Here is a 26,060-nt window from a genome sequence, read left to right as displayed (position 1 = left end):
CTCTCGCGGGCGAAACGCGCTAGAAGGTCGACCCGGGACGGTCGAGGAAGGCGCGCTCCACAGGGGTCGAGTCGCGTCCGAGGGCGGCATTGCGGTGGGGGTAGCGGCCGAAGCGGACCAGCACGTCGCGGTGGCGCTGCTCGTGGCGCAGGTTCTCCTCGAGCCCCGGCTGGGCAAACAGGCGCAGCGCCTCGTCGTGGATGACCAGCGACTCGCTGTGCATGTAGGGCATGAACAGAAAAGCGCGCCAGGCCACATCGAGCAGGCGGTCCGCCTGGTGGGCGACGGCCTCCTGGGCCAGCACCAGGGCCAGCGGGTCCCAGGCGAAGGCCAGGGGCGAGCCGCGATGGATATGGCGCGGGAACTGGTCGAGCACGATCACCTCGGCCAGGCACCCGCGGGCCGAGGCTCGCCACTGCCACAGCTCGCCGCGGCCGGCCGCCGTCAGCAGCGCCTCGAAGCGCCGCGCGATCTCGGCGTCCAGGCGCGCGTCCTTGCGAAACCACTGGGCGGGCTTGAGCTCCCCGAACCAGAAGTCGATCACCGTCTCGGGACGATGCTCCTCCATATGATCCTCCTCATGCACCGGGATGAAGCTGATACCATCAGAGGGTAGCCGTCCCCCTCCTCACCCACCACAAGGGAGCCTCATGACCACCTTCGAACTGCTGCAGATGCTCGGTTACGTCTTCAATATCCTCGGCCTGCTGATCTGCATCGGGGGGCTGACCCTGGCGCGGCGTCCCGAGCGGCGAGTGCTCGGCCGAACCCTGGCGATTCTGGGCTTCGCCATCGCCGCCACGCCCATGCTGCTGCAGCTGTTCGGAGTGGTCCAGCCGATCCCGGCGGGGGCCATGCCGCCGAGCTAGGTGCACCGCCAGCCGATGCCTCCGCCCTGCTTTACGCCCTTTAGCCCCGCGCGGGGCGGCGCGTTGCGTCATAGCGTCTCTTGTCAGGCGCCGACGCGACCCGCACATTAGGGCGACGAAAAACCGCCTGCCAGGATACCCGATGCGCCCTTCCCTGCCCCGTGAACTCCATGACCTGCTCGAGCGCGGCCGCGACCGCCAGCTGCGCCTCGCGGTCACCGGCCTGTCGCGCGCGGGCAAGACGGCCTTCCTCACCTCGCTGGTCAACCAGCTGCGCCATGCCGGCCTGGAGACGCGTCTCGACCTGTTGCCCGCCGCCCGCGAGGGACGCCTGCTCGGCGCCCGCCGGGTCCAGCAGCAGGACCTGGGCGTGCCGCGCTTCCCCTACGACCAGGCCATGGCGGCACTGGACGCAGAGCCACCGCGCTGGCCAGACCCGACCCGCGGGATCAGCGAGCTGCGCCTGACGCTTCGCTATCGGCCCTCGCGCAGCGGCCTGTTTGGCGGTGAGACACGCCAGCTGACCCTGGACCTGTTCGACTATCCCGGCGAGTGGCTGCTCGACCTGCCGCTGCTGGGCCACGACTACCTGAGCTGGAGCGAGACCCAGCGCCACGACGGCGGCAGCGAGCGTGCCGCCCTGTTCGCCGACTGGCGGGCGGCGGTGGCCCAGCTCGACCCCGCCGAGGAGGTCGACGAGGCGCGCCTGGCCGAGATCGCCGAGCACTACGCGAGCGGGCTTCGGGCCGCCCGGGAGGCCGGCTTCGCCGACCTGCAGCCGGGACGCTTCCTGCTGCCCGGTGAACTCGAGGGTGCCCCGGTGCTGCAGTTCTTCCCGCTGCCGGGCATCGCCGAGGCCGACCGTGAGTCTCTCGCCGCGCTGCCGGCCGAGAGCCTCTACGCCACCCTGGCGCGGCGCTTTCGCCACTACCAGCAGCACATCGTGCGGCCCTTCTACCGCGAGCACTTCCGACGCTTCGATCGCCAGATCGTGCTGGTCGACGTTCTCGGCGCCCTCAACGCCGGGCCCGAGCGCTTCGAGGATCTCTCCCGAGCGCTGTCGCGTCTGATGCAGAGCTTTGACTACGGCAAGCGCAGCCTGCTGACGCGACTCTTCGCGCCGCGTATCGATCGCCTGGCCATCGCCGCCACCAAGGCCGATCACGTCACGCCCGAGCAGCATGGCCGCCTGGTCGCCCTGCTCGAAGCGCTGCTGGCCGAGCCGCTCAAGGACCTGCGCTTCGCCGACGTGCCGGTCCAGGCCCTGTCGCTGGCGGCGATTCGCGCCACCGAGGGCCGCGAGGTGAATCAGCAGGGGCGTCGCTCGCCGGCCCTGCGCGGCACGACGCTCGACGGCGAATCGCGGCTGCTGTTTCCCGGCGAGGTACCGGACCGCCTGCCCCGGGCCGACTTCTGGACCCGCCAGGGCTTCGCCTTCACCGCCTTTCGCCCCCTGCCCCGCGAGCCCGGCACGCCGCTGCCGCACATCCGCATGGACGCCGCCCTGGACTGGCTGATCGGAGACAAGCTGTCATGATGCCCCCTCGCGAGCCCGACCCGCGCCCGGGGGAGCACTTCCCCCTCGACGAGAGTCACGACGACGTCGCCCCGCAGGACCCGCAACCCGGCCGGCAGTTCGATCATGAGGCGCCGAGCCGGCCTCCGGCCGAGACAGAGCGCCAGGCGCAGTGGGAGGCAGAGGCGCTGGACGCGGGCCTGATGCGCCCGCGCAAGCGTCGCTGGGGGCTCGCCGTGCTGCTTGGCGGCAGCCTCGGCCTGGGCGCGCTGGAGGCCGGCCACACCCTCTATGCCGTAAGCCTCGGCGGTGACTGGCTGGCCGGCGCCTGGAGCCTGCTGCTGCTGCTGGCCCTCGGCCTCGGCGGTTCGGCGGTGCTGCGCGAACTCTGGCGCCTGCGCCGCCTGAGCCGCCACGCGCGACTGCGCGAGCGCCTGGCCGCGCTGCCCGAGGCCACCCCGGCCCAGGCGCGCACGCTTTCCGAGGCGCTCCGCCGCGACCTGGCCCTGGATGACGACCACCCCCACTGGCAGGCCTTCCTGGCGGCCCGGGAACCCCACCACGACGGGCGCGACGTTCGCGCCCTGCTCGACCACCACCTGCTCGCGCCGCGGGATCGCGAGGCGAGCCGTCTGATCTCGCGGATGTCCGGCGAGACGGCGATCATGGTGGCGGTCAGCCCGCTGACCCTGGTGGACATGGCGCTGGTGGCCTGGCGACACCTGGCGATGGTCGATCGGCTGTGCCGGCTCTATGGCCTGGAGCTCGGATACGCGGCGCGCCTGCGGCTGCTTCGCGGCGTGCTCTATCAGATGGCCTTCGCCGGCGCCAGCGAGATCGCCAGCGAAGCCAGCATGGAGATGCTGACGATGAACCTGGCCGGCAAGCTCTCGACCCGGGCCGCCCAGGGACTCGGCATCGGGCTGCTGGGTGCCCGCCTGGGGCTGCGCACCCAGCGCCTGGCGCGGCCGCTGGCCTTCACCGCCGAGGAGTCACCCCGCCTGGCCGACCTGCGACGTGACCTGTGGCGCCAGCTCAGGCGCCTGGAGGCCAGCGAGCAGCGCACGCGGGAGAAGACCCGCCATCCTTGATCCGGATCATGACAGCGCCCCGTGAGATGACTAGGCTCATCGGTAGGAAGCCACCTCTCGTCTTCGCAAGGAGGACCGCGTCATGTTCCATTCCATCCTGGTACCTATCGACGGTTCCGAACACGCCAAGAAGGCCCTGTCCGTGGCCTGCCAGCTGGCCCTGCAGAAAGAGACGGCGCTGATCCTCTTGCACATTCCCGAAAAGCTCGCCCATGAGACGCTGCTGGTGTGGGGCATCGGCGCCGTCGACCTCAAGGCCTCCGAGGAGGAACTCGAGGCGGCCGGCCGAAAGGTCATGGACCGCGCCGAGCAGGCCGCCCGCGACGCCGGCGTCTCCCATGTCGAGACGATGATCACCCAGGGCGATCCGACCCGCACCATCCTCGACGAGGCGCGGCGACGCGACGTCGATGCCATCGTGATGGGCAGCCGGGGCCTTGGCGATCTGAAGGGGCTGGTGATCGGCAGCGTCTCCCACAAGGTGGGCCACGCCGCCGACTGCAGCGTAATCACCGTCCGCTGAGCGGCGCCTGGCGAAGCGGGCGGCGCCGAGGCAACGGCGTCGTCACTGCAAGCGATTGATTCCCCATAGGGGCCATCCACGGCGTTTGGCGGCGAGGTCGCGAATCCGTATAGTGGCCCCCCTACTCGCCAACCGATCGTGACCATGCTGCAGAACAATTCGGCGCTTGCTCAGCTCAAGCAACAGATCCGCGACAACACCCCTCGCGTAGAGGGCGTGATCAAGGCCACCGACCGGGGCTTCGGTTTCCTCGAGACCGACGACGGTGACTCCTATTTCGTGCCGCCCCCCGCCATGAAGCAGGTGCTGCATGGCGATCGTGTCGGGGCCGTCCTCCATGAGGAGGGCGACAAGAAGTCGGTGGAGCCCGACACCCTGATAGAGACCGGCATGGCACGCTTCATCGCCCGCGTGCAGAAGCGCGACGGTCGCCTGGCGGTGATTCCCGATCACCCGACCATGAACACCCCGCTGAAGGCGCGCATCAAGCGCAGCCTCGACGAGGCGAGCATCAATGACGGCGACTGGGTGGTGGCCCGCCTGGTACGCCACCCGCTCAAGCCCGACGATCGCGCCTTCTTCACCCAGATCGACGAGCTGGTGGCCAAGACCGACGACCCCGCCGTGCCGTGGCGCGTCACCCTGGCGCGCCACGCGCTCGAGCAGGAGTGCCCGGACGCCGGCGACGACTGGCCGCTGCGCGACGAGGGCCTTACGCGCGAGGACCTGACCGCCGAGCCGTTCTTCACCATCGACGGCGAGAAGACCCGCGATATGGATGACGCCCTGCGCATCCAGACCCGCGAAGACGGCGGCTGGTCGCTGACGGTGGCCATCGCCGACCCCACCGCCTACGTGGAAGAGGGTCACGCCGCCGACCTGGAGGCACGCACCCGCGCCTTCACCGTCTACCTGCCGGGCCAGAACGTCACCATGCTGCCCGAGCAGCTGGCCGACGACCTATGCTCGCTGTGGGAGAACAAGGATCGCCCGGTGCTGGCCTGCACCCTGGAGATCGGCGCCGACGGCAGCCTCGGCGACTACCGCTTCTTCGCCGCCACCGCCCGCTCACATGCCAAGCTCGCCTACGATCGGGTCTCCGACTGGCTCGAGGGCCAGGGCGACTGGGCGCCGGTTGATGCGATCGGTGAGCAGCTCAAGGCCCTGGCGGCCATGACCGAGGCGCGCAGCGCCTGGCGCGCGGCTCACGCCCTGGTGTTCAAGGACCGCCCCGACTTCGTCTTCGACCTAGACGACGCCGGCAACGTGCTGGACATCCGCACCGAGCATCGGCGCATCGCCAACCGCATGATCGAAGAGTCGATGATCGCCGCCAACGCCTGCTGCGCGCACCTGCTCGCCGAGCACGTCGGCCACGGCATCTTCAACGTCCACCGCGCCTTCGAGCCCGAGAAGGCCGAGGCCGCCCAGGAGTTCCTGGCCGAGCAGGACATCCAGGTGGAGCACGAGCAGCTCACCGAGCTCTCCCGCTACACCGAGCTCAAGCGCGAGCTCGAGGGCCGCGACGACGCCTGGCTCGACGCGCGCCTGCGCCGCTTCCAGGGCTTCACCAGCATGTCGGCGCAGCCCGGTCCGCACTTCGGCCTGGGCCTCGCCGCCTATGCCACCTGGACCTCGCCGATCCGCAAGTACGGCGACATGGTCAATCACCGCTTGATCAAGCGCGTGCTCAAGGGCGAGCAGGCCCCGGCCGAGGCCAGCCAGGCGCTCACCGAGCAGCTCACCGAGCGTCGCCGGCTGAATCGCATGGCCGAGCGCGACGTCAAGGACTGGCTCTACGTGCGCTACCTGACGCCCTCGGCCGAGGCCGGTGAGACCTTCGAGGCCGAGGTCATCGCGGTCAACCGCGGCGGCATGCGGGTACGCCTGACCGCCAACGGCGCCACCGCCTTCATCCCGGCCCCGCTGATGCACAGCGACCGCAAGAAGGTGGCGATCGACGACAAGGACGGGCGCATCCAGATCGAGGGCGAGGAGCGCTTCAAGCTCGGCGACGTCATCCGCGTGACGCTGACCGAGGCACGCGAAGAGACCCGCTCGCTGGTCGGCCGCCCCGCGGTCTGACCCCCACCAGCGGCACGCGGCACAGGACGGCGACCCTCGGGTCGCCGTCTTGCGTTGGGGGCCGTTACTGCCGTGCCAACGTTACTGCTGTTTCGACACCGGCGCCCGGTCGTTGACGCCGGCAGTCGTTGGTTATTCGCCGACAGCCGAGCACAAGAAAGGGCACCCGAGGGTGCCCTTTGTCGATGCTTGACGTCGCGCGGCTTACCAGCCGGTAGCGACCTTCAGGGCATCGCCGATCTCGGCCAGGGAGCGCACGGTCTTGACGCCCGCCGCCTCGAGAGCGCCGAACTTCTCGTCCGCAGTGCCCTTGCCGCCAGCGATGATCGCACCGGCATGGCCCATGCGCTTACCCGGGGGGGCGGTGACGCCGGCGATGTAGGAGACGACCGGCTTGGAGACGTGCTCCTTGATGTAGGCCGCGGCCTCTTCCTCGGCGGTGCCGCCGATCTCGCCGATCATCACGATCGCCTCGGTCGCCGGGTCCTTCTCGAACATCTCCAGGATGTCGATGAAGTTGGAGCCCGGGATCGGGTCGCCGCCGATGCCCACACAGGTGGACTGGCCGAAGCCATGGTCGGTGGTCTGCTTGACGGCTTCATAGGTCAGGGTGCCAGAGCGCGACACGATACCGACCTTGCCGGGCTTGTGGATGTGGCCCGGCATGATGCCGATCTTGCACTCGCCCGGAGTGATGACACCGGGGCAGTTCGGGCCGATCAGGCGCACGCCCAGCTCGTTGCACTTCACCTTGACGTCGAGCATGTCGAGGGTCGGAATGCCCTCGGTGATGCAGACGATCAGCTTGATGCCGGCGTTGGCGGCTTCCAGGATGGAATCCTTGCAGAAGGGGGCCGGCACGTAGATCACGCTGGCCTCGGCGCCGGTCTGCTCGACGGCTTCCTTGACGGTGTTGAACACCGGCAGGCCCAGGTGCTCCTGGCCGCCCTTGCCCGGGGTCACGCCGCCGACCATCTGGGTGCCGTAGGCGATCGCCTGCTCGGAATGGAAGGTCCCCTGTCCGCCGGTGAAGCCCTGGCAGATGACCTTGGTGTTCTTGTCGATCAGGATGCTCATTACTTGCCCTCCGCTGCCTTGACGACCTGCTGAGCCGCATCGGTCAGGCTGGTAGCAGCGATGATGTTCAGACCGCTGGAGGCCAGTTTCTCGGCACCCAGCTCGGCGTTGTTACCTTCCAGACGCACCACGACCGGCACATTGACACCGACCTGCTCGACGGCACCGATGATGCCCTCGGCGATCATGTCGCAGCGCACGATGCCGCCGAAGATGTTGACCAGCACGGCCTTGACGTTGTCGTCGGACAGGATGATCTTGAACGCTTCCGCCACGCGCTCCTTGGTGGCACCGCCGCCGACGTCGAGGAAGTTGGCCGGGCTGCCGCCATTCAGGTTGACGATGTCCATGGTGCCCATGGCGAGGCCAGCGCCGTTGACCATGCAGCCGATGTTGCCGTCCAGGGCCACGTAGTTGAGGTCCCATGCCGCTGCCTCGGCTTCGCGCGCGTCTTCCTGAGACGGGTCGCGCATCGCCTGCAGGTCCGGATGGCGATAGAGGGCGTTGCCGTCCAGACCGATCTTGGCGTCGAGGCAGTGGAGGTTACCCTCGTCGGTCACCACCAGCGGGTTGATCTCGAGCAGCGCCAGGTCCTTGTCGTGGAACAGCTTGGACAGGCCCAGGAAGATCTTGGTGAACTGCTTCACCTGAGCGCCTTCGAGGCCCAGGGCGAAGGCCAGCTCACGCGCCTGGTAGGGCTGAGCGCCGACCAGCGGATCGATCTCGGCCTTGAGGATCTTCTCGGGGGTCTCTTCCGCGACCTTCTCGATCTCCACGCCACCCTCGGTGGACGCCATGAAGACCACGCGCTGGGTACCGCGATCGACCACGGCGCCCAGGTAGAGCTCGTTGGCGATGTCGGTGCAGGTCTCGACCAGGATCTTGGTGACCGGCTGACCCTTCTCGTCGGTCTGGAAGGTCACCAGATTCTTGCCCAGCCAGGACTCGGCGAAGGTCTTGGCCTCCTCCGGATCCTTGATCAGCTTGACGCCACCGGCCTTGCCGCGGCCGCCGGCGTGGACCTGGGCCTTGACCACCCACATGTCGCCACCGATCTTCTTGCAGGCCTCCGCGGCCTCCTCGGGGGTGTCGACGGCGAAGCCCTTGGATACCGGCAGGCCGTAATCGGCAAACAGCTGCTTGCTCTGATACTCGTGAAGGTTCATCGATTCATGCCATTGGTTGCATGTGACTCGAACGGTGACACGGCCGCCGCCTCGGGGCGGCGGGTGTCGTGTCACCACCGTTCGCTTCCGATACATGGCCGGAAGCGATGCGCCACCTGACGGTGGCGCTTGTTGTCCTTACTTCTTCTTCTTGCGGTTGGCCATGTGGATGGCATGGCCCTCGACGGCCAGCGCCGCCTCGTGCACCGCTTCCGACATGGTCGGGTGCGCATAGCAGGTCAGCGCCAGATCTTCGGCGCTGGAGCCGAACTCGAGCGCGATGACGCCCTGGGCGATCATCTCGCCGGCATGCTGACCGACGATGTGCACGCCCAGCACGCGATCCGTCTCGGCATCGGCGATGATGCGCGCCATGCCCTCGGTCGCATTGTTGGCCATGGCACGGCCGCTGGCGGCGAACGGGAAGGCGCCGACCTTGACCTCGATGCCGGCCGCCTTGGCGTCCTGCTCGGTCATGCCGACCCAGGCCACCTCCGGGAAGGTGTAGATGACGTTGGGAATGGCGTCGTAGTTCATCTCGGCCTTATGGCCGGCGATGATGTCGGCGACCATGATGCCCTCTTCGGAGGCCTTGTGCGCCAGCATCGGGCCGCGCACGCAGTCGCCGATGGCGTAGACGCCCGGCACGCTGGTGCGGCACTGGTCGTCGACGTGGATGAAGCCGCGCTCGTCGGTGTCGACGCCCACACCGTCGGCGATCACGCCCTTGGTGTAGGGCTTGCGGCCGACGCAGACGATCAGCTTGTCGAAGGTCATCTCCTGGTCGCCGTCGGCATCGGCGTACTTGACGACGACTTCCTCACCCTTGACCTCGGAGCCGGTCACGCGCGCATTGAGCTTGATGTCCAGGCCCTGCTTCTTGAGCAGCTTCTGGGTCTCCTTGGCGACGGCCCCATCGACCATCGGCAGGAAGTTGTCCATGGCCTCGAGCACGGTCACCTCGGAGCCCAGGCGGTTCCACACGCTGCCGAGCTCCAGGCCGATGATGCCGGCGCCGATCACGCCCAGACGCTTCGGGGTCTCCTGGAATTCCAGGGCGCCGGTGGAGTCGACCACCAGGCCTTCCTGCAGCGGGGTCGGCGGAATCTCCACCGGCACGGAGCCGGCGGCGACGACGATGCTGTCGGCCTCATAGGTGGTCGCCTTGCCGTCCTGGTCGGTGACCTCGACCTGCTTGGCGGAGGCCACCTTACCGGTGCCCTCGATGGCGGTGACGCCATTGGCCTTGAAAAGCCCTGAGATGCCACCGGTCAGGTTCTTCACGATCTTGTCCTTGCGGGCCATCATCTTCTTGACGTCCATGCTGACGTCACCGGCCTGGATGCCCAGGTCGTCGAAGTCGTGCTTGGCCTCGACGAACTTGTGGGAAGCCTCGAGCAGCGCCTTGGACGGGATGCAGCCCACGTTGAGGCAGGTGCCGCCGTGCACGACCTTGCCTTCCTTGCCGATCCACTTCTCGACGCAGGCGGTCTTCAGGCCCATCTGGGCGGCACGAATGGCGGCCACGTAGCCGCCGGGGCCCGCGCCGATCACGATCACATCAAACTTGTCAGCCATGTTGGCTCCTTTGTGGCTTGTTGCTGGAAGACGTTGCCGGCTTCGCGAATCAGATGTCCAGCAGCAGACGCGCCGGGTCTTCGAGCAGTTCCTTGATGGTCACCAGGAAGCGGACCGCGTCCTTGCCGTCGATCATGCGGTGGTCATAGGAGACCGCCAGGTACATCATCGGGCGGATCTCGACCTTGCCGTTCACCGCCATGGGACGCTCCTGAATCTTGTGCATGCCCAGGATGGCAGTCTGCGGCGGGTTGAGGATCGGCGTGGACATCAGCGAACCGAAGGTGCCGCCGTTGGTGATGGTAAAGGTGCCGCCCTGCATCTCGTCGATGCCGAGCTTGCCGTCACGGGCCCGCTTGCCGAAGTCGACGATGCCCTTCTCGACGTCGGCGATCTTCATGCTGTCGGTGTCGCGCAGCACCGGGACGACCAGACCGCGGTCGGTGGAGACCGCCACGCCGATGTCCTGATAGCCGTGATAGACGATGTCGGTGCCGTCGATGGAAGCGTTGACGTCCGGGAAGCGCTTGAGGGCCTCGGAGGCCGCCTTGACGAAGAAGCCCATGAAGCCGAGCTTGACGTCGTGAGCCTTGAGGAAGGTCTCCTTGTACTGGCCGCGCAGCTCCATCACCGCGCTCATGTCCACCTCGTTGTAGGTGGTGAGCATGGCGGCGGTCTGCTGGGCCTGGACCAGGCGCTTGGCGATGGTCTGGCGCAGGCGGCTCATCGGCACGCGCTTCTCAGGGCGCTCGCCTTCGACCACCGGAGCCGCCGCGGCGGCGGACTGGGCGCCGCCGGCCGGCTTGGCAGACTTCTTGGCGCTGCCGTCGTTCACGGCGCGCTGCACGTCCTCCTTGAGGACCCGGCCACCCTTGCCGGTGCCCTCGATCTTCGCGACGTCGAGGTCGTGCTCGGCGACCAGCTTGCGCGCGGCCGGGGCGAGGATCTTGTCGCCGACCTTCTCGTCGCTGGCACCGTCATCGGCGGAGGCCGCCGGCTTCTCTTCGCCGCTGGTAGCCGGCGTGGAGGCGCCGCCGGCACCTTCGGTGAAGACGGCCAGCACCTGCTCGGAGGTCACCTGGCTGCCCTCCTCGGCCTTGATCTCGGTCAGCGCACCGTCGGCCGGAGCGACGACCTCGAGGACCACCTTGTCGGTCTCGATCTCGGCCAGCACCTCGTCACGCTTGACGGCGTCGCCGACCTGCTTGGCCCAGCTCGCTACGGTGCCTTCCTGGATGGACTCGGGGAAGGTCGGGGCCTTGACCTCATGGGCCTGGCCACCGCCGGCCGGCGCTTCGGCCTTGGCCTCGCCCTTCGGCTCGTCCTGCTTCTCTTGCTGCTTGTCGGCCGGCGCCTCGCCCTTGGCCTCGCCCGCGCCGAGGCGACCCAGCAGCTGCTCGGACTCCACGGTGTCACCCTCTTCCACCAGCACCTCGGACAGAGTGCCGGCCTCGGGAGCCACGACCTCGAGCACCACCTTGTCGGTCTCGATCTCGACGATCAGCTCGTCACGCTCGACGCTATCGCCGGGCTTCTTGTGCCAGGCGGCGACGCTGCCTTCGGCAACGGATTCCGGAAAGGTGGGTGCCTTGATATCGGTAGCCATGTCGTATCCCTTGTATGTTCTTTCTCGTCCCGGTGGGACGCCTTACAGATTGAAGGCGTCTTCCACCAGCTGGCGCTGCTGTTCGGTATGCACGGACATGTAGCCCGCCGCGGGTGCCGCCGATGCCGGGCGACCGGCGAACTTGAGCTTGCCGCCCAGGCCGTCGCGCAGCAGGTCGGCCACCGCCCGCATGTGGTGCTGGCTCGAGTACCAGGCGCCCTGGTTGAGCGGCTCTTCCTGACACCAGACCACATCTTCGACGTTGGTGTAGTCCTTGATGGCCTCCAGCAGCTCCTCCTTGGGGAAGGGGTAGAGCTGCTCGATGCGCAGGATGGCCACGTCGTCGCGGGCATTCTCGTCGCGCCAGTTGGCCAGGTCGTAGTAGACCTTGCCGGCACACAGCACGATGCGCTCGACCTTCTGCGCCTCGAGGTTGCCCTGGTCGGGCAGCACCATCTGGAAGTTGCCCTCGGCCAGCTCGTCGAGGCTCGAGGTCGCCGACTTGTGGCGCAGCAGGCTCTTGGGCGTCATCACCACCAAGGGCTTTCTCAGCGGACGGATCACCTGGCGACGCAGCAGATGGAAGATCTGCGCCGGGGTGGTCGGCACACAGACCTGCATGTTGTGCTCGGCGCACATCTGCAGGAAGCGCTCCAGGCGCGCCGAGGAGTGCTCGGGCCCCTGCCCCTCGTAGCCGTGAGGCAGCAGCATGGTCAGGCCGCAGAGACGCTCCCACTTGGTCTCGCCGGAGGAGATGAACTGGTCCACCACCACCTGGGCGCCGTTGAAGAAGTCGCCGAACTGGGCTTCCCAGATCACCAGGTCGTTGGGCGCGGTGGTCGAGTAGCCATACTCGAACGCCAGCACCGCCTCCTCGGAGAGGAAGGAGTCGTGGATGGTGAAGCGCGGCTGGCCGTCGGCCATGTGCTGCAGCGGCACGTAGGCACTGCCGTCCTGCTGGTTGTGCACCACCGCATGGCGGTGGGAGAAGGTGCCGCGGCCGACGTCCTGACCGGTGAGGCGTATCGGGTGGCCCTGATCGAGCAGCGTGGCGTAGGCCAGGGTCTCGGCGAAGCCCCAGTTGATGGCCATGCCACCGGCCTGCATCTTGCGGCGATCATCGTAGATCTTGGCCACCTGACGCTGCACGGTCACGCCGTCGGGCACCTCGCACATCTTGCCGGCGAGACGCTGCAGGCGCTTCATCTCGACCCGGGTGTCGGCATGGCCGGTCCACTCATGGCCCAGATAGGGAGTCCAGTCGACGAACAGCGACTTATTAGGCTTCTGCACCAGGGCGTTGGCCACGTGATTGCCGGCCAGCAGATCGTCGCGGTATTTCTCCATCATGGCCTTGGCGTCGTCGTCGGAGAGCAGCCCCTCCTTGACCAGGCGTTCGACGTAGTGGGTCCGCGAGGACGGATGGTCCTTGATCTTGCTGTACATCATCGGCTGGGTGCCGGACGGCTCGTCGGCCTCGTTGTGGCCGCGGCGACGGTAGCAGACCAGGTCGATGACCACGTCACGCTTGAACTGCTGACGGTAGTCAAGCGCCACCTGGGTGGCGTGCAGCACGGCATCGGGATCGTCGCCGTTGACGTGGAAGATCGGCGCCTGAACCATCTTGGCGATGTCGGTGCAGTACTCGGTGGAGCGTGAGTCCAGCGGGTGCGAGGTGGTGAAGCCGACCTGGTTGTTGATCACGATGTGCAGGGTGCCGCCGGTGCGGTAGGCACGCGTCTGCGACATCTGGAAGGTCTCCATGACCACACCCTGGCCGGCGAAGGCCGCATCGCCATGGACGTTGATCGGCAGCACCTTGTCGCCGACCGGGTCGTTGCGGCGATCCTGACGGGCCCGCACCGAGCCCTCGACCACTGGCGCGACGATCTCCAGGTGGGAGGGGTTGAACGACAGCGCCAGGTGGACCTCGCCGCCCGGGGTCATGACGTTCGAGCTGAAGCCCTGGTGGTACTTCACGTCACCCGAGCCCCGCTCCACCACCTTCTTGCCGTCGAACTCGTCGATCAGCTCGGAGGGGTTCTTGCCGAGGATGTTGACCAGCATGTTGAGGCGCCCACGGTGGGCCATGCCGATCACCACTTCCTTGGTGCCGTAGCTGCCGGCGCGCTGGATCAGCTCGTCCATCATCGGAATGAAGCACTCGCCACCCTCGAGACCGAAACGCTTGGTGCCCGGGTACTTGGAGGCCAGGTAGCTCTCCAGGCCCTCGGCGGCCGTGAGACGCTCGAGGACGTGCTTGCGCACGTCGGGACTGAAGTTCGGCGCGCTACGCACCGACTCGAAGCGCTGCTGGAGCCAGCGCTTCTCTTCGGTGTCGACGATGTGCATGACCTCGCAGCCGATGGAGCGACAGTAGGTCTGCTCCAGCGCCTCGACGATCTGCTTCAGCGGCGCCTTGTCCAGCCCCATGAAGAAGGAACCGGTCTGGAACTCGGTGTCCAGATCCGCCTTGGAGAGCTGATGGAAGGAGAGATCGAGATCGGGAACCGGGGTCGGGCTGCGCAGACCGAGGGGATCGATGTCGGCCTTCTGGTGCCCGCGGAAGCGGTAGGCGTTGATCAGCTGGAGTACCTTGACCTGCTTCTTGCTCTCCCCGCTCTCGGCCGCCACGTGCGCGGTACGACGCTGCTGACCCAGCTGATAGAACTGGTCGCGAATCGGGGTGAGAGGAACATCCTGGCTAGCCCCGCCCTCGGGCCGCGGCAGCTGATCGAAGTACTGGCGCCATTCGTCGGGAACGGCGGAGGGATCATCGAGGTACTGCTCGTAGAGCGCTTCCACATAGTGGGCATTGCCGCCGCTCACATGGGAGGAGCGCCACATCAACTCCATTATGCCTTGTTGCATCTCTTGGTCACCCTGCACTGATGGGGTGGTATCGGCGCCGACACGACTCGACCGCATCGACATCGCTGATGCTCTGCCGGAGAAAGAGCATCATGAATTCCATGGTCAAGAGCCGGTGCCCAAGGCACCGGCTCTTTACATCACGCTCCGCACCGGACTCGGCTGCGGCGCCTTGCCGCAGCCCGAGAGCGGAGAACATGATAACAAGCTGGACGCCACGATTTAAGTGGCATCGGCCAGCAGCATCTCGCGAATCTTGCCGATCGCCCGCGTCGGGTTCAGTCCCTTCGGGCAGACCGCGACGCAGTTCATGATCCCGCGGCAGCGGAACACGGAGAACGGATCCTCCAGCTCGGCCAAGCGCTCACGGGTCGCGCCATCACGCGAATCGGCGAGGAAGCGGTAGGCCTGCAGCAGGCCGGCCGGGCCGACGAACTTGTCCGGGTTCCACCAGAACGACGGGCAGGAGGTCGAACAGCAGGCGCACAGGATGCACTCGTAGAGGCCGTCGAGCTTGTCGCGCTCTTCCGGCGACTGCAGGCGCTCGATGGCCGGGGCTGGCTCGTCATTCTGCAGGTACGGCTGGATACGCTCGTACTGCTTGTAGAACAGCCCCATGTCGACCACCAGGTCACGGATGACCGGCAGACCCGGCAGCGGGCGCAGCGTCAGCTTGTTGCCCTTGACCACCTCGGAGAGCGGCGTAATGCAGGCCAGGCCGTTCTTGCCATTCATGTTCATACCGTCGGACCCACACACGCCCTCGCGGCAGCTGCGGCGATAGGCCAGGCCGTTATCCTGCTCCTTGGCCAGGTGCAGGACGTCGAGCACCATGAGGTCGCGACCCTGGGTGTCGACCTGGAACTCCTGCATGAAGGGCGCGGAGTCGGTTTCCGGGTTATAGCGGTACAGGGATACCTGAAGCGTGGACATCGTGACTCCCCCTTAGTAGGTACGGACTTTCGGCTCGAACATCTCGACGGTCTTGGGCGCGAAGTTCACGTCGCGCTTGCCCAGACGCTTCTCGGCCGGGAAATAGAGCGAGTGCTTCAGCCAGTTGACGTCGTCACGGTCCGGGTAGTCGTAGCGGGAATGGGCGCCACGGCTCTCCTTGCGCTCCAGGGCCGCGATGGCGGTGGCTTCGGCCACTTCCATCAGATTATCCAGCTCCAGCGCCTCGACGCGCGCGGTGTTGAAGGTGCTGGACTTGTCCGGCAGATAGGCATTGTCGATGCGGCTGCGCAGCTCTTCCAGACGCTTGACGCCCTCGACCATGTTCTTCTCCTCGCGGAACACGCCGAAGGAGGTCTGCATGATGTCCTGCAGCTCGCGCTTGAGGTCGGGCACGGTTTCGCCGTCCTCGGACTCATTCCAGCGGGTGATGCGCTTCATCGCCGACTCGACGTCGGACTCGGAGGCATCGAGGTACTCGATGCCCTCGTTGAGCGCCCCCTCGATGAACATGCCGGCCGCGCGGCCGAAGACCACCAGGTCGAGCAGCGAGTTGCCGCCCAGGCGGTTGGCGCCGTGGACCGACACGCAGGCCGCTTCGCCGCAGGCGAACAGGCCGTTGACGATCTGGTCGTTACCCTCGGCGTCCTGCATGATCGCCTGACCGTGCACGTTGGTCGGGATTCCGCCCATCATGTAGTGACAGGTCGGCACCACCGGGATCGGCTCCTTGGCCGGATCCGCGTGAGCGAAGGTCTTGGACAGTTCGACGATGCCGGGCAGGCGCTTGCCGAGCACTTCCTCGCCCAGGTGATCCAGCTTCAAGAAGACGTGGTCGCCCTTCTCGCCGCAGCCGCGGCCCTCGAGGATCTCCATGACCATGGAGCGCGCGACCACGTCGCGGCCGGCCAGGTCCTTGGCGTTGGGCGCGTAGCGCTCCATGAAACGCTCGCCATCCTTGTTGACCAGGTAGCCACCCTCGCCGCGGCAGCCCTCGGTCACCAGGGTACCCGCGCCGTAGATGCCGGTCGGGTGGAACTGCCACATCTCCATGTCCTGCATCGGGAAGCCGGCGCGCAGCGCCATGCCGATGCCGTCACCGGTGTTGATCAGGGCGTTGGTGGTGGAGGCGAAGATGCGCCCCGCCCCGCCGGTGGCCATGACGGTGGCCTTGGACTTCACGTGCACCACTTCGCCGGTCTCGATGTCCATGGCGATGCAACCCACCACGTCGCCGTTGGCGTTCTTGACCAGATCGACGGCGTACCACTCATTGAGGAAGGTGGTGTTGTTCTTCAGGTTGTTCTGATAAAGCGTATGCAGCAGGGCGTGACCGGTACGGTCGGCCGCGGCGCAGGTGCGGGCCGCCTGGCCGCCCTTGCCGAAGTCCTTGGACTGACCGCCGAACGGACGCTGGTAGATGCGGCCGTTATCGAAGCGGGAGAACGGCAGGCCCATGTGCTCGAGCTCGAACACAGCCTTGGGGCCCTCGGAGCACATGTACTCGGAGGCGTCCTGGTCGGCGATGTAGTCGCCGCCCTTGACGGTGTCGTACATGTGCCAGCGCCAGTCGTCGTTCGGATCGGCGGAGGCGATGGCACAGGTGATGCCGCCCTGGGCGGAGACGGTGTGCGAGCGGGTCGGGAAGACCTTGGACAGCACGGCGGTCTTCTTGCCGGACTTGGCCAGCTCCAGGGCGGCCCTCAGGCCGGCGCCGCCGCCACCGATGATGATGGCGTCGAAAGACAGGCTACGCATGTTGGACATGAATCAGGCTCCCCACAGAACGGTGATGCCCCAGACCAGGAACACGAAGATGGCCAGGATGATGATGAGCTGCGTACCGATGCGAATACCGGTCGGCTTGAGATAGTCGGTGGTCACGGTCCACAGCCCGACCCAGGCGTGGGCGGACAGCGAGATGAAGGCCAGCAGCGAGAAGATGCGCATCCAGGTCTGGGCGAACAGCCCGCTCCAGGCCGCGTAATCGAGGCCCGAGCTGAACAGCAGGAAACCGACGATAAAGAGAGAGTGGAGCGCCAGGATGACGGCAGAGACGCGCTGCAGCAGCCAGTCGGAGAGACCACTGCGTCCGAAATTCGTGATGTTGGTTACCATACCCAGACTCCAGCCAGAATGATCAGGACCGCACTCACCACCACGGTGATCTGTGCCTTCTTGACGCCACCCTCGAGGGTCACGCCGATATCCATGTCCATCAGCAGGTGCTTGATACCGGCCACGAAATGGAAGGCCAACGCGGAGAGCAGTCCCCAGGCAACAAACTTGGCCAGGAAGTTGTGGGCCAGGACATCGCTCACGGCGGCGAAGCCGGCCGGCGAGGACAGTGACACGTCCAGCGCCCAGAAGGCGAAGATCAGGCCGATGAAGAGGATGACGCCGGTGATGCGGTGAGCGATCGACGTCAGGGCGGGGAGGGGGAACTGTATCGTGGACAGATCCAGATTTACGGGTCGTTTGCTATTCACGGCTCTACACACTCTCTTGGCCCGCTCTTCATCGTCCGACAAGGCCCGAGCGGGCGGTGGTTACGGGAAGGGACACGGTCATGGCCGAGTTGGACACGACCACCGACTCCTGCCAGTCGCGCGCTGAGATTATAGGGTCATCACCCCTCCATGACAAATGGACACGCGCCCCAGTCGACCATGGTGGAAGGCCGAGTTATCGGCCTTGGCGCGGTCTTTCACGGGATCCGAGGCATTGACGGGAACGCTCGCGCCTGGAAATGGTGCAAGGCACCATTTATTGTACAAACACTATCTACAATATCACCAACTGTACAGCCATGGGCGCACAATAGTGGAATTGACAATCTCGAGGACGCTTCTATAGTGGGCGAACCTTTTCGCCGGCAACTGCAGCGAAATCACCCAACATCGCCCCCATGAATTCGAGAGGAGGCCAGCCATGGCTGACAGGAAAGCGACATTGACGGTAGACGGCCTGGACGACCCGATTGACCTGCCGATCTATTCCGGTTCCCTGGGCCCCGAGGTCATCGACGTCCGCGGCCTCGGCGCCCAAGGCCTCTTCACCTACGACCCCGGCTTCATGGCCACCTCTTCCTGCCAGTCGGCGATCACCTACATCGATGGCGGCAACGGCGTGCTGCTGCACCGCGGCTACCCGATCGACCAGCTGGCCAAGCACTCCGACTTCGTCGAGACCTGCTATCTATTACTGTTCGGCGAGCTGCCCGACGACGCGCAATACGAAGACTTCAAGGCGCGCGTGACCAACCACACCATGGTCCACGACCAGATCATCAACTTCTTCAAGGGCTTCCGCCGCGACGCCCACCCGATGTCGATCCTGTGCGGCGTGGTCGGTGGCCTGGCCGCCTTCTACCACGACCACCTGGACACCTCCAAACAGGAGGATCGTGAGATCAGCGCGATCCGCCTGATCGCCAAGATGCCGACCATTGCGGCGATGTCCTACAAATACAACGTCGGCCAGCCGTTCAACTATCCCCGCAACGACCTGACCTATGCAGAGAACTTCCTCTACATGATGTTCAGCAACCCGTGCGAGGAGTACCGGATCAACCCGGTCTACGCCAAGGCCATGGACCGCATCTTCATGCTCCATGCCGACCACGAGCAGAACGCCTCCACCTCCACGGTGCGTCTGGCAGGCTCCACCGGGGCAAACCCCTTCGCCTGCATCAGCGCCGGCATCGCCGCGCTCTGGGGCCCGGCACACGGCGGCGCCAACGAGGCCGTGCTGAACATGCTCGACGAGATCGGCGACGACTCCGAGGAGAACATCCAGCGCTTCATCGACAAGGCGAAGGATAAGGATGACCCCTTCAAGCTGATGGGCTTCGGCCACCGGGTCTATCGCAACTTCGATCCGCGCGCCAAGGTGATGAAGGAGACCTGCGACGAGGTGCTGGCCGAGCTGGGCCTGGCCGACGACCCGCAGCTGAAGATCGCCAAGCGCCTGGAGCAGATCGCCCTGGAAGACGAGTACTTCATCGAGCGCAAGCTCTACCCGAACGTCGACTTCTACTCCGGCATCATCCTCAAGGCCATGGGTATCCCGAAGAACATGTTCACCGTGATCTTCGCCGTTTCCCGCACCATCGGCTGGATCTCCCACTGGAACGAGATGCTCAGCGACAGCTACAAGATCGGCCGACCGCGCCAGCTCTACACGGGCCACGACAAGCGCGACTATCCGGCGAGCTGAACTGCACTCGCGCCAATACCAAAAGGCCGCCCCTCGGGCGGCCTTTTTTGCATTTGCCGATCCCGACACCCCGCCTCCCCGGATACCGGCTTACTGGCAACGCCCCACTCCGCTCAGGCACGCCACCAGCCTCGCCCGCCGACGCCCCCGCCCCAGCCGAGCCAACGGGCGCCAAGTCCGCGGCGCGCTTATGCCTGCCGACGCTCATCGGGGAGATGGCGCCTCGCCTCACCCTTGCCTCAAGAGCACACCCAGATACCCCTGGAGACGCCAGGGGCCACTCCCGCCTCAGCAGGCCGTGGGTATCCATCACACCGCCCGGCCGGCCTTGTGCGCGCAGCGCAGCGCTCTATTCCCCTGCTACCAGAGAACTAGAATCCTCATCACTTCCGGTTGACTTACCTACTGACATGCGCCTTCCCGTGGGTGTCGCCCGTTTTCCACACATTCTGTGGATAACCCTGTTCACAACCTCTCGAAAAGGTCGCTGGAACGCCATGAATAGCGGCACCGCCTTAGATTGATCATTTTTTGACCTATCGTAAGTCATTGAAATAAAAGACTTATATAAGAAAGGCGGCAACCAAGCGCCTCACCGCGGCGTCTATGCACAGTCGCGAGGCCCCAAGGAGGCAAAGTGGACAAGTCAAGGGTATTTTGCACTGAAATCGTCGCGATTCATCGCCGGACGAAGAGCCGAGATAGACGGAGACAGCAATACGGCCAGACCGACAAGATAGCCAGCTGACGAGGAAATATCGGGGAAGGTGAAGCAAGAGGTGGCGTCCCATAGGGGGTTCGAACCCCTGTTACCGCCGTGAAAGGGCGGTGTCCTGGACCACTAGACGAATGGGACGCAATATCTTGAAAGATGGCTACCATCTGAAGCGATGGTGGAGCCTAGCGGGATCGAACCGCTGACCTCGACACTGCCAGTGTCGCGCTCTCCCAGCTGAGCTAAGGCCCCGATCTCTCGAAGACGGGGCGTATGTTACTGATAAGCCCCGCCTTCGTCAACAGGAAATCACGCGAGGTCGCGAAATTCCTTCTCGAAGCGCTTGGCCTGCTTCTTGGAGACCCCGCCCAGCACCTCGATGGCGTGACGCAGGCGCGCCCGGGTCACGTCGGATCCGAGGATCGCCATGGCATCCATCACCGAGGTGCTCGACGACGAGCCGGTGACGGCGATGAACACCGGCGCCAGGAAGGCCTTCATCTTCAGGTCGAAGTGCCCCGCCAGCGCCTTGACCTCACCGAGCAGCGCCTCCTTGTGCCAGGCCGGCACCAGCTCGAAGCGCCACACCAGGAATTGCAGCAGCTTCAGCAGCTCCTCGCGGGAGAGCTTCACCGCATCGAAATCGGCCTCCTCGATGACCGGCAGGCCCGAGAAGAAGTGCCCGGCCAACGGCGCCACCTGGGAGAGCGTCTCCACACGCGGGCGGACCTGGGGCAGGATCTGGCCGACATACTCCTCGTTGAAGGCCCACTCCATCAGCGCCTTGAGCAGCGCCGCATCGTCCAGATCCTCGCGGATGTAGACCCCGTTGAGCCAGGTCAGCTTATCGAGGTCGAACACCGGCCCACCCAGCGAGACCCGCTGGATATCGAAGTGGGCCATCATCTCGTCGAGGCTGAACTTCTCGCGCTCGTCGGGCATCGACCAGCCCATGCGTCCCAGGTAGTTGGTCACCGCCTGGGGCAAAAAGCCCATGCGCCGATAGTAGTTGATGGAGGTCGGGTTCTTGCGCTTGGAGAGCTTCGACTTGTCCGGGTTGCGCAAAAGCGGCATGTGGCAGAGCATCGGCATCTGCCAGCCGAAGTACTCATACAGCAGCTGATGCTTGGGCGCCGAGTTGATCCACTCCTCGCCGCGCAGCACGTGGGTGATGCCCATCAGGTGATCGTCGACCACGTTGGCCAGATGATAGGTGGGCATGCCGTCCGACTTGAGCAGAATCTGGGCGTCCACCTGGGCCCACTCGACCTCGATGACGCCGCGCAGCATGTCCTCGACCACGCAGGTGCCGGTGGCCGGCACACTCATGCGCACCACGTAGGGCCAACCCTCCTGCTCGCGACGCGCCTGTTCCTCGGCGGGCAGCGCCAGGTCGGCGGGCTTCAAGGCCAGGTGCATGCCGGCCGCCTTGCGTGCCTCGCGCAGCTCGTCGAGCTCCTCGCTGGTGCGGTAGCACTTGAAGGCATGGCCGGACTCGATCAGCTGCCGGGCGTACTCGCCGTAGATGTCGCCGCGCTCGCTCTGGCGATAGGGACCGTGGGGGCCGCCGACGTCGGGGCCTTCGTCCCACTCGAGCCCCAGCCAGCTCAGGGAGTCGAGGATCATCTGCTCGGACTCGGGGGTCGAGCGCACCCGGTCGGTGTCCTCGATGCGCAGGATGAACTGGCCGCCGTGCTGGCGAGCGAAGCAGAGGTTGAACAGGGCGATATAGGCGGTGCCCACGTGGGGATCGCCGGTGGGTGACGGCGCGATACGAGTGCGTACGGTCATGTCGTCCTTGGTCCTGTCGATGGAGGAAGGCCGCCCTGACATAGCGGGCGAATGCCCGCATTATACGCACCTGGCCAGCGCCGGGGCAGCCGTGGTCGGGAATCATTCCCCGGCGGCGCGGTCCACGCTGAACCCGTCATCGGCAAATAAGGAATGCCATGCTCACGCGACTCCCCGACGACTTCACCGCCGTGGTGACCGGCGCCTCCGGCGGCATCGGCTGCGCCGTGGTCGAAGCCCTGCTCGCCAGTGACCGCCCCGCCCGGGTGATCGCCGTCAGCCGCCACTACCAAACGCATCCGGACCCCCGCGTCGAATCCCTCGCCCTGGACCTGGGCACCGAGGACGGCAACGAAGCCCTCGCCCAGGCGCTGAACGGCGCCCCCGTGCACCTGGTGTTCAACGCCATCGGCATGCTCCACGACGACGCCCGTGGCATCGGTCCGGAGAAGAAGCTCGATGAGCTGGACGCCGAGGCCATGGCTCGGCTCTATCACGTCAATGCCATCATCCCGGCGCTGCTGCTCAAGGCGCTGCAGCCTAGCCTCAAGGGGCGCCACCCGACGCTGTTCGCCAGCCTCTCGGCGCGTGTCGGCTCGATCGGCGACAATCGACTCGGCGGCTGGTACGCCTACCGGGCCAGCAAGGCCGCCCATAACATGTTGATGAAGACCGCCGCCGTGGAACTTCGCCGACTCAACCCCCAGGCGGCCATCGCCTGTCTGCACCCCGGTACCACGGATACGCCGCTCTCGGCGCCGTTCCAATCCCGTGTGCCCGAAGGCAAGCTGTTCACCCCCTCCTTCGTGGCCGAGTCACTGCTGAACGTGCTGGAGACCTGCACGCCCGACCAGAGCGGCATCTTCCTGGACTGGGCCGGAGAGCGGGTGGCATGGTGACGCGCCGAGGTTTAAGGCAGAATTAGCGTTGATACTCGCCGTTGCCTGGGCAATAGCGAGCCTGGAAGACTCATATGACGCTTTGTGACAATAGGATGACGTAATGGAAACACTCGGCCCTCGCATCAAGAAACTTCGGCTGGAGGCCAAGCTCAACAAGGCGGCCCTGGCACGCAGGGTCGGGGTGTCAGACGTCACGATCTCCTACTGGGAATCGGGCGCCATCAAGCAGATTGGTCACGAACGCCTGGTCGCCCTGGCCCAGGCGCTCAACTGCCCGTTGTCACGGCTGCTGGAAGACGAAGGATCTCACGCCTCGCCTCTCTACCTGCGCCGCCGACTGCCGCTACCCTGGCAGGATGGCAAGCAGCGCGTCATCGAACTGCCGATCGACATGGTGCCCGGGCAGCGCTGGGACGGCGACTGCCACCTGGTGACGCCGGCGCCGGACGAAGCGTTCGACTTCCTCATGGAGGGCGATCTGGTGGCCATCGCCACCAGCGACATCTTCCGCCAGCCGGGCCTCTACCTCATCGAAGACGATGGTGAGCTGGCTATCCGGCGGGTCACGCAGGGACCCACCGGGGAGCTGATATTCCAGCGCCAGGACAGCGACGAGCTCATCCCCTACGCCCCCAGTTGCCGGCTAGTCGGCAAACTGGTGGCTCATTGGCGTGCCCAGCCCCTCTAAGGCACTACCCGATCAAGCACTACCCGATCAAGCACTACCCGATCAAGCACTACCCGATCAGGCGCTACCCGATCAGGAGCTACTCGATCAGGAGCTACTCGATCTCCATCACATCGACGCGATCCTGGGTGCGGCGCGTTTCGTCGCCGATCAGGAAGCGTTTGGTGTAGCGGGCTACCTGACCCAGGCCATGGCGCGACTGCGCGACCAGCGGCCCCTGCAGGTGCTGGTTGCCATCGCCCAGCCTGGCTCGCACCTCGGCCGGCTGGACACTGCCCTCCTGCACCTCGACCACCACCAGATAGTCGCCGTCGGGCAGACCGCTACCGGGGCCGAAAGGCCCGGCAACGAAGCCGCCCTCGGCCACTGACACGCGCTCACGCCAGCGCACCCCGCTGAGCTCCCGCTCCACCAGCACCTGCAGGCGTGTGTCGGCGGGCAAGTTGGTCTCGCCCTCGACGGTCAGGCGCCGGTCGCTGCCCAGGCGCGACGCCAGATCGATCGTGACCGGCTCATCGAAGGGGGCCACCTCGGGGGTCGGCTCCGGCGCGGGATCGGGCGTCTCCTCCGCCATCTCGGCCACCGGGGCCGGGTCGTCGGGCCCGTTGGCCATCTCCTCCTCGCTGCCACCGCAGCCCGCCAGCCACATCAGCACCACGCCTATCCCAATCGCTCGAAACCTCGCTTGCATGCACGCCTCCCGCCTTGTCGATATATCACCAGACTATCATCCTCGGTCTCGGCGGGGATGCTCATTGGCGCTCCGCACAGTCGAGGCAGCGCGTCGTGTAGGGCAGCGCCCGCAGGCGACCGTCGCCGATGGGCCCACCGCAGCGTTCACAGGCATCACCTTCCCCCGCCTCGATACGCTTCAGCGCATGCAACACCTGGCGAAGTTCGTCTTCCGCTTCCTGCTTCAGGGCCTCGATGACCTCGTCATTGGCAAACTCGGCCGACTGATCCTCCGCGTCCTTGTCCAGCGGACCGCCCTTCTGCTCCTTATGGGCCTGGTAGCGATCGAACCGCGCGATCAGCTCCTCACGCAACCTCTCCAGTTCCTGCTTGCGATCCGCCATGGTCGCTCTCCTTATCATCGCATCGTGGGCGCCCCGACCCTCTCGCTCGGCACCGCCAGGCTTCTATCCTCAAGGTCCACCCTCGACCATTATCACGCTTTACCCTCGATACGCAGCGGCGGGATGGTTCGTCCTTATCTGTCTTATTGATCGCCCTTCTGGGCAGTCGTTCTCAATGGCCGTTCTCAATGGTCTTTCTTTATAGCAGGCACCTCTCGCCAGGACGCTACGACGATCGCGCCCTGACGCGTCGCGCATCGAACGAATGATCCCTAGCTCATGCCCAGGGCGTCGTAGCCCGCCTCAGTCAGCGAGAGCCGCTCGGGCGCCTCGTGTCCCCGGCTGCGCTCGACCATGATCAGCCCCTCGGCCTCCAGGGCGTCGACATCCTCCATCAGCGCCTCCTCAAGCGTGTCGTCGCCGGGGTGACCGAAGGGCGCAGCCAGCACACCGCCGTGCTGCAGCACACGGGCCAACAGCTCTCTCTGGTATTCGGTGAGGTCGATGCTCATCGGCTTCTCCTGCATTGCATTGGTCGAATGCTCATACCACCAGTATGGACGACGGGCGCGGCGCTGGGCCAAGGTGGCGCCAGGGGCCTGCCCTAAGCGCCGCGACTCATCACAGGAGTTGACGCCGGACGCCAACCATGACACCGTGTGTCCAGTTGGTTAGCAAGACGCATATTGTCAGTAGTAGTCGAATCCTTTCGGTTGTCTGGTTATATCCCCTTGTTTTACCCACTAGCATTCGGGGCTACACCCGGTAATTTCGTATCCGGCGCACTGCGCCAAAGAAAGGAGTCATGACATGGCTACTGGCACTGTTAAGTGGTTCAACGACGCAAAAGGCTTTGGCTTCATCACCCCGACCGACGGTGGCGATGACCTCTTTGCCCACTTCTCCGAAATCAAGGCTGAAGGCTTCAAGTCCCTCCAGGACGGCCAGCAGGTCTCTTTCGACGTGGTTCAGGGCAAGAAAGGCCTGCAGGCTTCTAACATCGAAGCCATCTGATCGCCGATCAGACAGACCTATCGAGCCGTAAGGCTACGAGCACCAAGGCCCGCTGATGCGGGCCTTGGTGTTTCTGCGCGTCCGGTTTCCTGACGCACCCTTCGCACGAGACAGAACCGCCCGGGGAATTGAGCAGAAAGTGACCGGGGCTGGTAGAATATGCACCCTTCCGACCGACACCCCGTGATGCCGATGCAACCGCTCGACCGCACCTTCTCCGTGGCCCCCATGATGGATAGGAACTAAGCCCCGCCATTCCGGCATTCATTGCCATCACGTACCAAATTTCTACCAGCAACTTTTCCTTTTCTCCTCGCGAACCT

At 65.7% G+C, this 26,060-nt stretch carries 23 protein-coding genes and 2 tRNA genes; 9 read left to right on the top strand and 16 right to left on the bottom strand.

Annotation, left to right across the window (positions count from 1 at the left end):
• Positions 1-19: 19 nt before the first annotated feature.
• Positions 20-568, bottom strand: coding sequence for a DUF924 family protein (locus BM388_RS04935; RefSeq protein ID WP_089847817.1), 549 nt, complete (start codon positions 566-568; stop codon positions 20-22).
• 82 nt (positions 569-650) lie between these two features.
• Between BM388_RS04935 and BM388_RS04930 the strand changes: the two genes are divergently transcribed.
• The 5 genes from BM388_RS04930 (at position 651) to BM388_RS04910 (ending at position 6,084) form a co-directional block, all read left to right on the top strand.
• Complete coding sequence (locus BM388_RS04930; protein ID WP_089847815.1) at positions 651-869, top strand: hypothetical protein; 219 nt, start codon at positions 651-653, stop codon at positions 867-869.
• A gap of 142 nt (positions 870-1,011) precedes the next feature.
• Positions 1,012-2,406 carry a YcjX family GTP-binding protein gene (locus BM388_RS04925; protein WP_089847813.1) on the top strand — a complete coding sequence of 465 codons (1,395 nt, stop codon included), beginning with the start codon at positions 1,012-1,014 and terminating at the stop codon, positions 2,404-2,406.
• Positions 2,403-3,476: a TIGR01620 family protein gene (locus BM388_RS04920; protein WP_245781459.1), complete on the top strand. Its 1,074-nt coding sequence runs from the start codon at positions 2,403-2,405 to the stop codon at positions 3,474-3,476. Before BM388_RS04925 ends, BM388_RS04920 begins: the two co-directional genes overlap by 4 nt.
• A gap of 82 nt (positions 3,477-3,558) precedes the next feature.
• Positions 3,559-3,999, top strand: a complete 441-nt coding sequence (locus BM388_RS04915; RefSeq protein WP_089847811.1) for a universal stress protein — start codon at positions 3,559-3,561, stop codon at positions 3,997-3,999.
• A gap of 144 nt (positions 4,000-4,143) precedes the next feature.
• Complete coding sequence (locus BM388_RS04910; protein WP_089847809.1) at positions 4,144-6,084, top strand: exoribonuclease II; 1,941 nt, start codon at positions 4,144-4,146, stop codon at positions 6,082-6,084.
• A 204-nt stretch (positions 6,085-6,288) separates the two neighbouring features.
• On the opposite strand, the gene sucD is transcribed toward BM388_RS04910, so the two are convergent.
• The 9 genes from sucD to sdhC all read right to left on the bottom strand — a co-directional run bounded on the left by sucD (position 6,289) and on the right by sdhC (position 17,822).
• A complete protein-coding gene (sucD, locus tag BM388_RS04905) occupies positions 6,289-7,161 on the bottom strand; it encodes a succinate--CoA ligase subunit alpha (RefSeq protein WP_089847807.1) in 873 nt (290 codons plus the stop codon).
• Positions 7,161-8,327: an ADP-forming succinate--CoA ligase subunit beta gene (gene sucC, locus BM388_RS04900; protein ID WP_089847805.1), complete on the bottom strand. Its 1,167-nt coding sequence runs from the start codon at positions 8,325-8,327 to the stop codon at positions 7,161-7,163. Before sucC ends, sucD begins: the two co-directional genes overlap by 1 nt.
• Positions 8,328-8,465: 138 nt before the next feature.
• The gene (gene lpdA, locus BM388_RS04895) at positions 8,466-9,905 is read right to left on the bottom strand and encodes a dihydrolipoyl dehydrogenase (protein ID WP_089847803.1); all 1,440 of its coding nucleotides are present in this window, start codon (positions 9,903-9,905) and stop codon (positions 8,466-8,468) included.
• A 49-nt stretch (positions 9,906-9,954) separates the two neighbouring features.
• A complete protein-coding gene (odhB, locus tag BM388_RS04890) occupies positions 9,955-11,511 on the bottom strand; it encodes a 2-oxoglutarate dehydrogenase complex dihydrolipoyllysine-residue succinyltransferase (RefSeq protein ID WP_089847801.1) in 1,557 nt (518 codons plus the stop codon).
• Positions 11,512-11,553: 42 nt separating this feature from the next.
• Entirely contained in the window at positions 11,554-14,382 is a 2,829-nt protein-coding gene (locus tag BM388_RS04885) for a 2-oxoglutarate dehydrogenase E1 component (RefSeq protein ID WP_089847800.1), read from the bottom strand.
• A gap of 222 nt (positions 14,383-14,604) precedes the next feature.
• Positions 14,605-15,315 carry a succinate dehydrogenase iron-sulfur subunit gene (locus BM388_RS04880; protein WP_089847799.1) on the bottom strand — a complete coding sequence of 237 codons (711 nt, stop codon included), beginning with the start codon at positions 15,313-15,315 and terminating at the stop codon, positions 14,605-14,607.
• Between the two features lie 12 nt (positions 15,316-15,327).
• Positions 15,328-17,100: a succinate dehydrogenase flavoprotein subunit gene (gene sdhA / locus BM388_RS04875; RefSeq protein WP_089847797.1), complete on the bottom strand. Its 1,773-nt coding sequence runs from the start codon at positions 17,098-17,100 to the stop codon at positions 15,328-15,330.
• A 3-nt stretch (positions 17,101-17,103) separates the two neighbouring features.
• Positions 17,104-17,451: a succinate dehydrogenase, hydrophobic membrane anchor protein gene (gene sdhD / locus BM388_RS04870; protein WP_089847795.1), complete on the bottom strand. Its 348-nt coding sequence runs from the start codon at positions 17,449-17,451 to the stop codon at positions 17,104-17,106.
• Positions 17,445-17,822 carry a succinate dehydrogenase, cytochrome b556 subunit gene (gene sdhC, locus BM388_RS04865; protein ID WP_217641041.1) on the bottom strand — a complete coding sequence of 126 codons (378 nt, stop codon included), beginning with the start codon at positions 17,820-17,822 and terminating at the stop codon, positions 17,445-17,447. The genes sdhD and sdhC overlap by 7 nt, the downstream gene beginning before the upstream one ends.
• Positions 17,823-18,264: 442 nt before the next feature.
• On the opposite strand from sdhC, the gene gltA reads away from it, so the two are divergent.
• Positions 18,265-19,551, top strand: coding sequence for a citrate synthase (gene gltA / locus BM388_RS04860; RefSeq protein ID WP_089847791.1), 1,287 nt, complete (start codon positions 18,265-18,267; stop codon positions 19,549-19,551).
• A 780-nt stretch (positions 19,552-20,331) separates the two neighbouring features.
• Here gltA and BM388_RS04855 read toward each other — a convergent pair.
• The 3 genes from BM388_RS04855 to gltX form a co-directional block, all read right to left on the bottom strand.
• Positions 20,332-20,407: transfer RNA gene (locus tag BM388_RS04855), tRNA-Glu, on the bottom strand.
• A 35-nt stretch (positions 20,408-20,442) separates the two neighbouring features.
• Positions 20,443-20,518, bottom strand: a tRNA-Ala gene (locus BM388_RS04850).
• A 57-nt stretch (positions 20,519-20,575) separates the two neighbouring features.
• Positions 20,576-22,057, bottom strand: a complete 1,482-nt coding sequence (gene gltX, locus BM388_RS04845; RefSeq protein WP_089847789.1) for a glutamate--tRNA ligase — start codon at positions 22,055-22,057, stop codon at positions 20,576-20,578.
• Between the two features lie 158 nt (positions 22,058-22,215).
• Between gltX and BM388_RS04840 the strand changes: the two genes are divergently transcribed.
• Together BM388_RS04840 and BM388_RS04835 are read left to right on the top strand one after the other, a co-directional pair.
• Entirely contained in the window at positions 22,216-22,956 is a 741-nt protein-coding gene (locus BM388_RS04840; RefSeq protein ID WP_089847787.1) for an SDR family NAD(P)-dependent oxidoreductase, read from the top strand.
• Positions 22,957-23,059: 103 nt separating this feature from the next.
• Positions 23,060-23,647 carry a helix-turn-helix domain-containing protein gene (locus BM388_RS04835; protein ID WP_089847785.1) on the top strand — a complete coding sequence of 196 codons (588 nt, stop codon included), beginning with the start codon at positions 23,060-23,062 and terminating at the stop codon, positions 23,645-23,647.
• A 94-nt stretch (positions 23,648-23,741) separates the two neighbouring features.
• Here the strand turns inward: BM388_RS04835 and BM388_RS04830 are convergent, their stop codons facing one another.
• The 3 genes from BM388_RS04830 to BM388_RS04820 all read right to left on the bottom strand — a co-directional run bounded on the left by BM388_RS04830 (position 23,742) and on the right by BM388_RS04820 (position 25,235).
• Entirely contained in the window at positions 23,742-24,338 is a 597-nt protein-coding gene (locus tag BM388_RS04830) for a hypothetical protein (protein WP_089847782.1), read from the bottom strand.
• 61 nt (positions 24,339-24,399) lie between these two features.
• A complete protein-coding gene (locus tag BM388_RS04825; protein WP_089847779.1) occupies positions 24,400-24,723 on the bottom strand; it encodes a TraR/DksA family transcriptional regulator in 324 nt (107 codons plus the stop codon).
• A 272-nt stretch (positions 24,724-24,995) separates the two neighbouring features.
• Positions 24,996-25,235: a hypothetical protein gene (locus BM388_RS04820; RefSeq protein ID WP_089847777.1), complete on the bottom strand. Its 240-nt coding sequence runs from the start codon at positions 25,233-25,235 to the stop codon at positions 24,996-24,998.
• 298 nt (positions 25,236-25,533) lie between these two features.
• Between BM388_RS04820 and BM388_RS04815 the strand changes: the two genes are divergently transcribed.
• The gene (locus BM388_RS04815; protein ID WP_089847775.1) at positions 25,534-25,737 is read left to right on the top strand and encodes a cold-shock protein; all 204 of its coding nucleotides are present in this window, start codon (positions 25,534-25,536) and stop codon (positions 25,735-25,737) included.
• Positions 25,738-26,060 lie beyond the last annotated feature (323 nt).

This window comes from Halomonas saccharevitans, assembly GCF_900116405.1.
Classification (GTDB): domain Bacteria; phylum Pseudomonadota; class Gammaproteobacteria; order Pseudomonadales; family Halomonadaceae; genus Halomonas; species Halomonas saccharevitans.
Note: the sequence above shows the minus strand (reverse complement) of the source record. Positions and strands in the feature narration are given on the sequence as shown.

Coding starts and splice junctions, on each gene's coding strand:
- BM388_RS04935 (WP_089847817.1), bottom strand. CDS start 568: ATGGAGGAGCATCGTCCCGAGACGGTGATCGACTTCTGGTTCGGGGAG.
- BM388_RS04930 (WP_089847815.1), top strand. CDS start 651: ATGACCACCTTCGAACTGCTGCAGATGCTCGGTTACGTCTTCAATATC.
- BM388_RS04925 (WP_089847813.1), top strand. CDS start 1,012: ATGCGCCCTTCCCTGCCCCGTGAACTCCATGACCTGCTCGAGCGCGGC.
- BM388_RS04920 (WP_245781459.1), top strand. CDS start 2,403: ATGATGCCCCCTCGCGAGCCCGACCCGCGCCCGGGGGAGCACTTCCCC.
- BM388_RS04915 (WP_089847811.1), top strand. CDS start 3,559: ATGTTCCATTCCATCCTGGTACCTATCGACGGTTCCGAACACGCCAAG.
- BM388_RS04910 (WP_089847809.1), top strand. CDS start 4,144: ATGCTGCAGAACAATTCGGCGCTTGCTCAGCTCAAGCAACAGATCCGC.
- sucD (WP_089847807.1), bottom strand. CDS start 7,161: ATGAGCATCCTGATCGACAAGAACACCAAGGTCATCTGCCAGGGCTTC.
- sucC (WP_089847805.1), bottom strand. CDS start 8,327: ATGAACCTTCACGAGTATCAGAGCAAGCAGCTGTTTGCCGATTACGGC.
- lpdA (WP_089847803.1), bottom strand. CDS start 9,905: ATGGCTGACAAGTTTGATGTGATCGTGATCGGCGCGGGCCCCGGCGGC.
- odhB (WP_089847801.1), bottom strand. CDS start 11,511: ATGGCTACCGATATCAAGGCACCCACCTTTCCGGAATCCGTTGCCGAA.
- BM388_RS04885 (WP_089847800.1), bottom strand. CDS start 14,382: ATGCAACAAGGCATAATGGAGTTGATGTGGCGCTCCTCCCATGTGAGC.
- BM388_RS04880 (WP_089847799.1), bottom strand. CDS start 15,315: ATGTCCACGCTTCAGGTATCCCTGTACCGCTATAACCCGGAAACCGAC.
- sdhA (WP_089847797.1), bottom strand. CDS start 17,100: ATGTCCAACATGCGTAGCCTGTCTTTCGACGCCATCATCATCGGTGGC.
- sdhD (WP_089847795.1), bottom strand. CDS start 17,451: ATGGTAACCAACATCACGAATTTCGGACGCAGTGGTCTCTCCGACTGG.
- gltA (WP_089847791.1), top strand. CDS start 18,265: ATGGCTGACAGGAAAGCGACATTGACGGTAGACGGCCTGGACGACCCG.
- gltX (WP_089847789.1), bottom strand. CDS start 22,057: ATGACCGTACGCACTCGTATCGCGCCGTCACCCACCGGCGATCCCCAC.
- BM388_RS04840 (WP_089847787.1), top strand. CDS start 22,216: ATGCTCACGCGACTCCCCGACGACTTCACCGCCGTGGTGACCGGCGCC.
- BM388_RS04835 (WP_089847785.1), top strand. CDS start 23,060: ATGGAAACACTCGGCCCTCGCATCAAGAAACTTCGGCTGGAGGCCAAG.
- BM388_RS04830 (WP_089847782.1), bottom strand. CDS start 24,338: ATGCAAGCGAGGTTTCGAGCGATTGGGATAGGCGTGGTGCTGATGTGG.
- BM388_RS04825 (WP_089847779.1), bottom strand. CDS start 24,723: ATGGCGGATCGCAAGCAGGAACTGGAGAGGTTGCGTGAGGAGCTGATC.
- BM388_RS04820 (WP_089847777.1), bottom strand. CDS start 25,235: ATGAGCATCGACCTCACCGAATACCAGAGAGAGCTGTTGGCCCGTGTG.
- BM388_RS04815 (WP_089847775.1), top strand. CDS start 25,534: ATGGCTACTGGCACTGTTAAGTGGTTCAACGACGCAAAAGGCTTTGGC.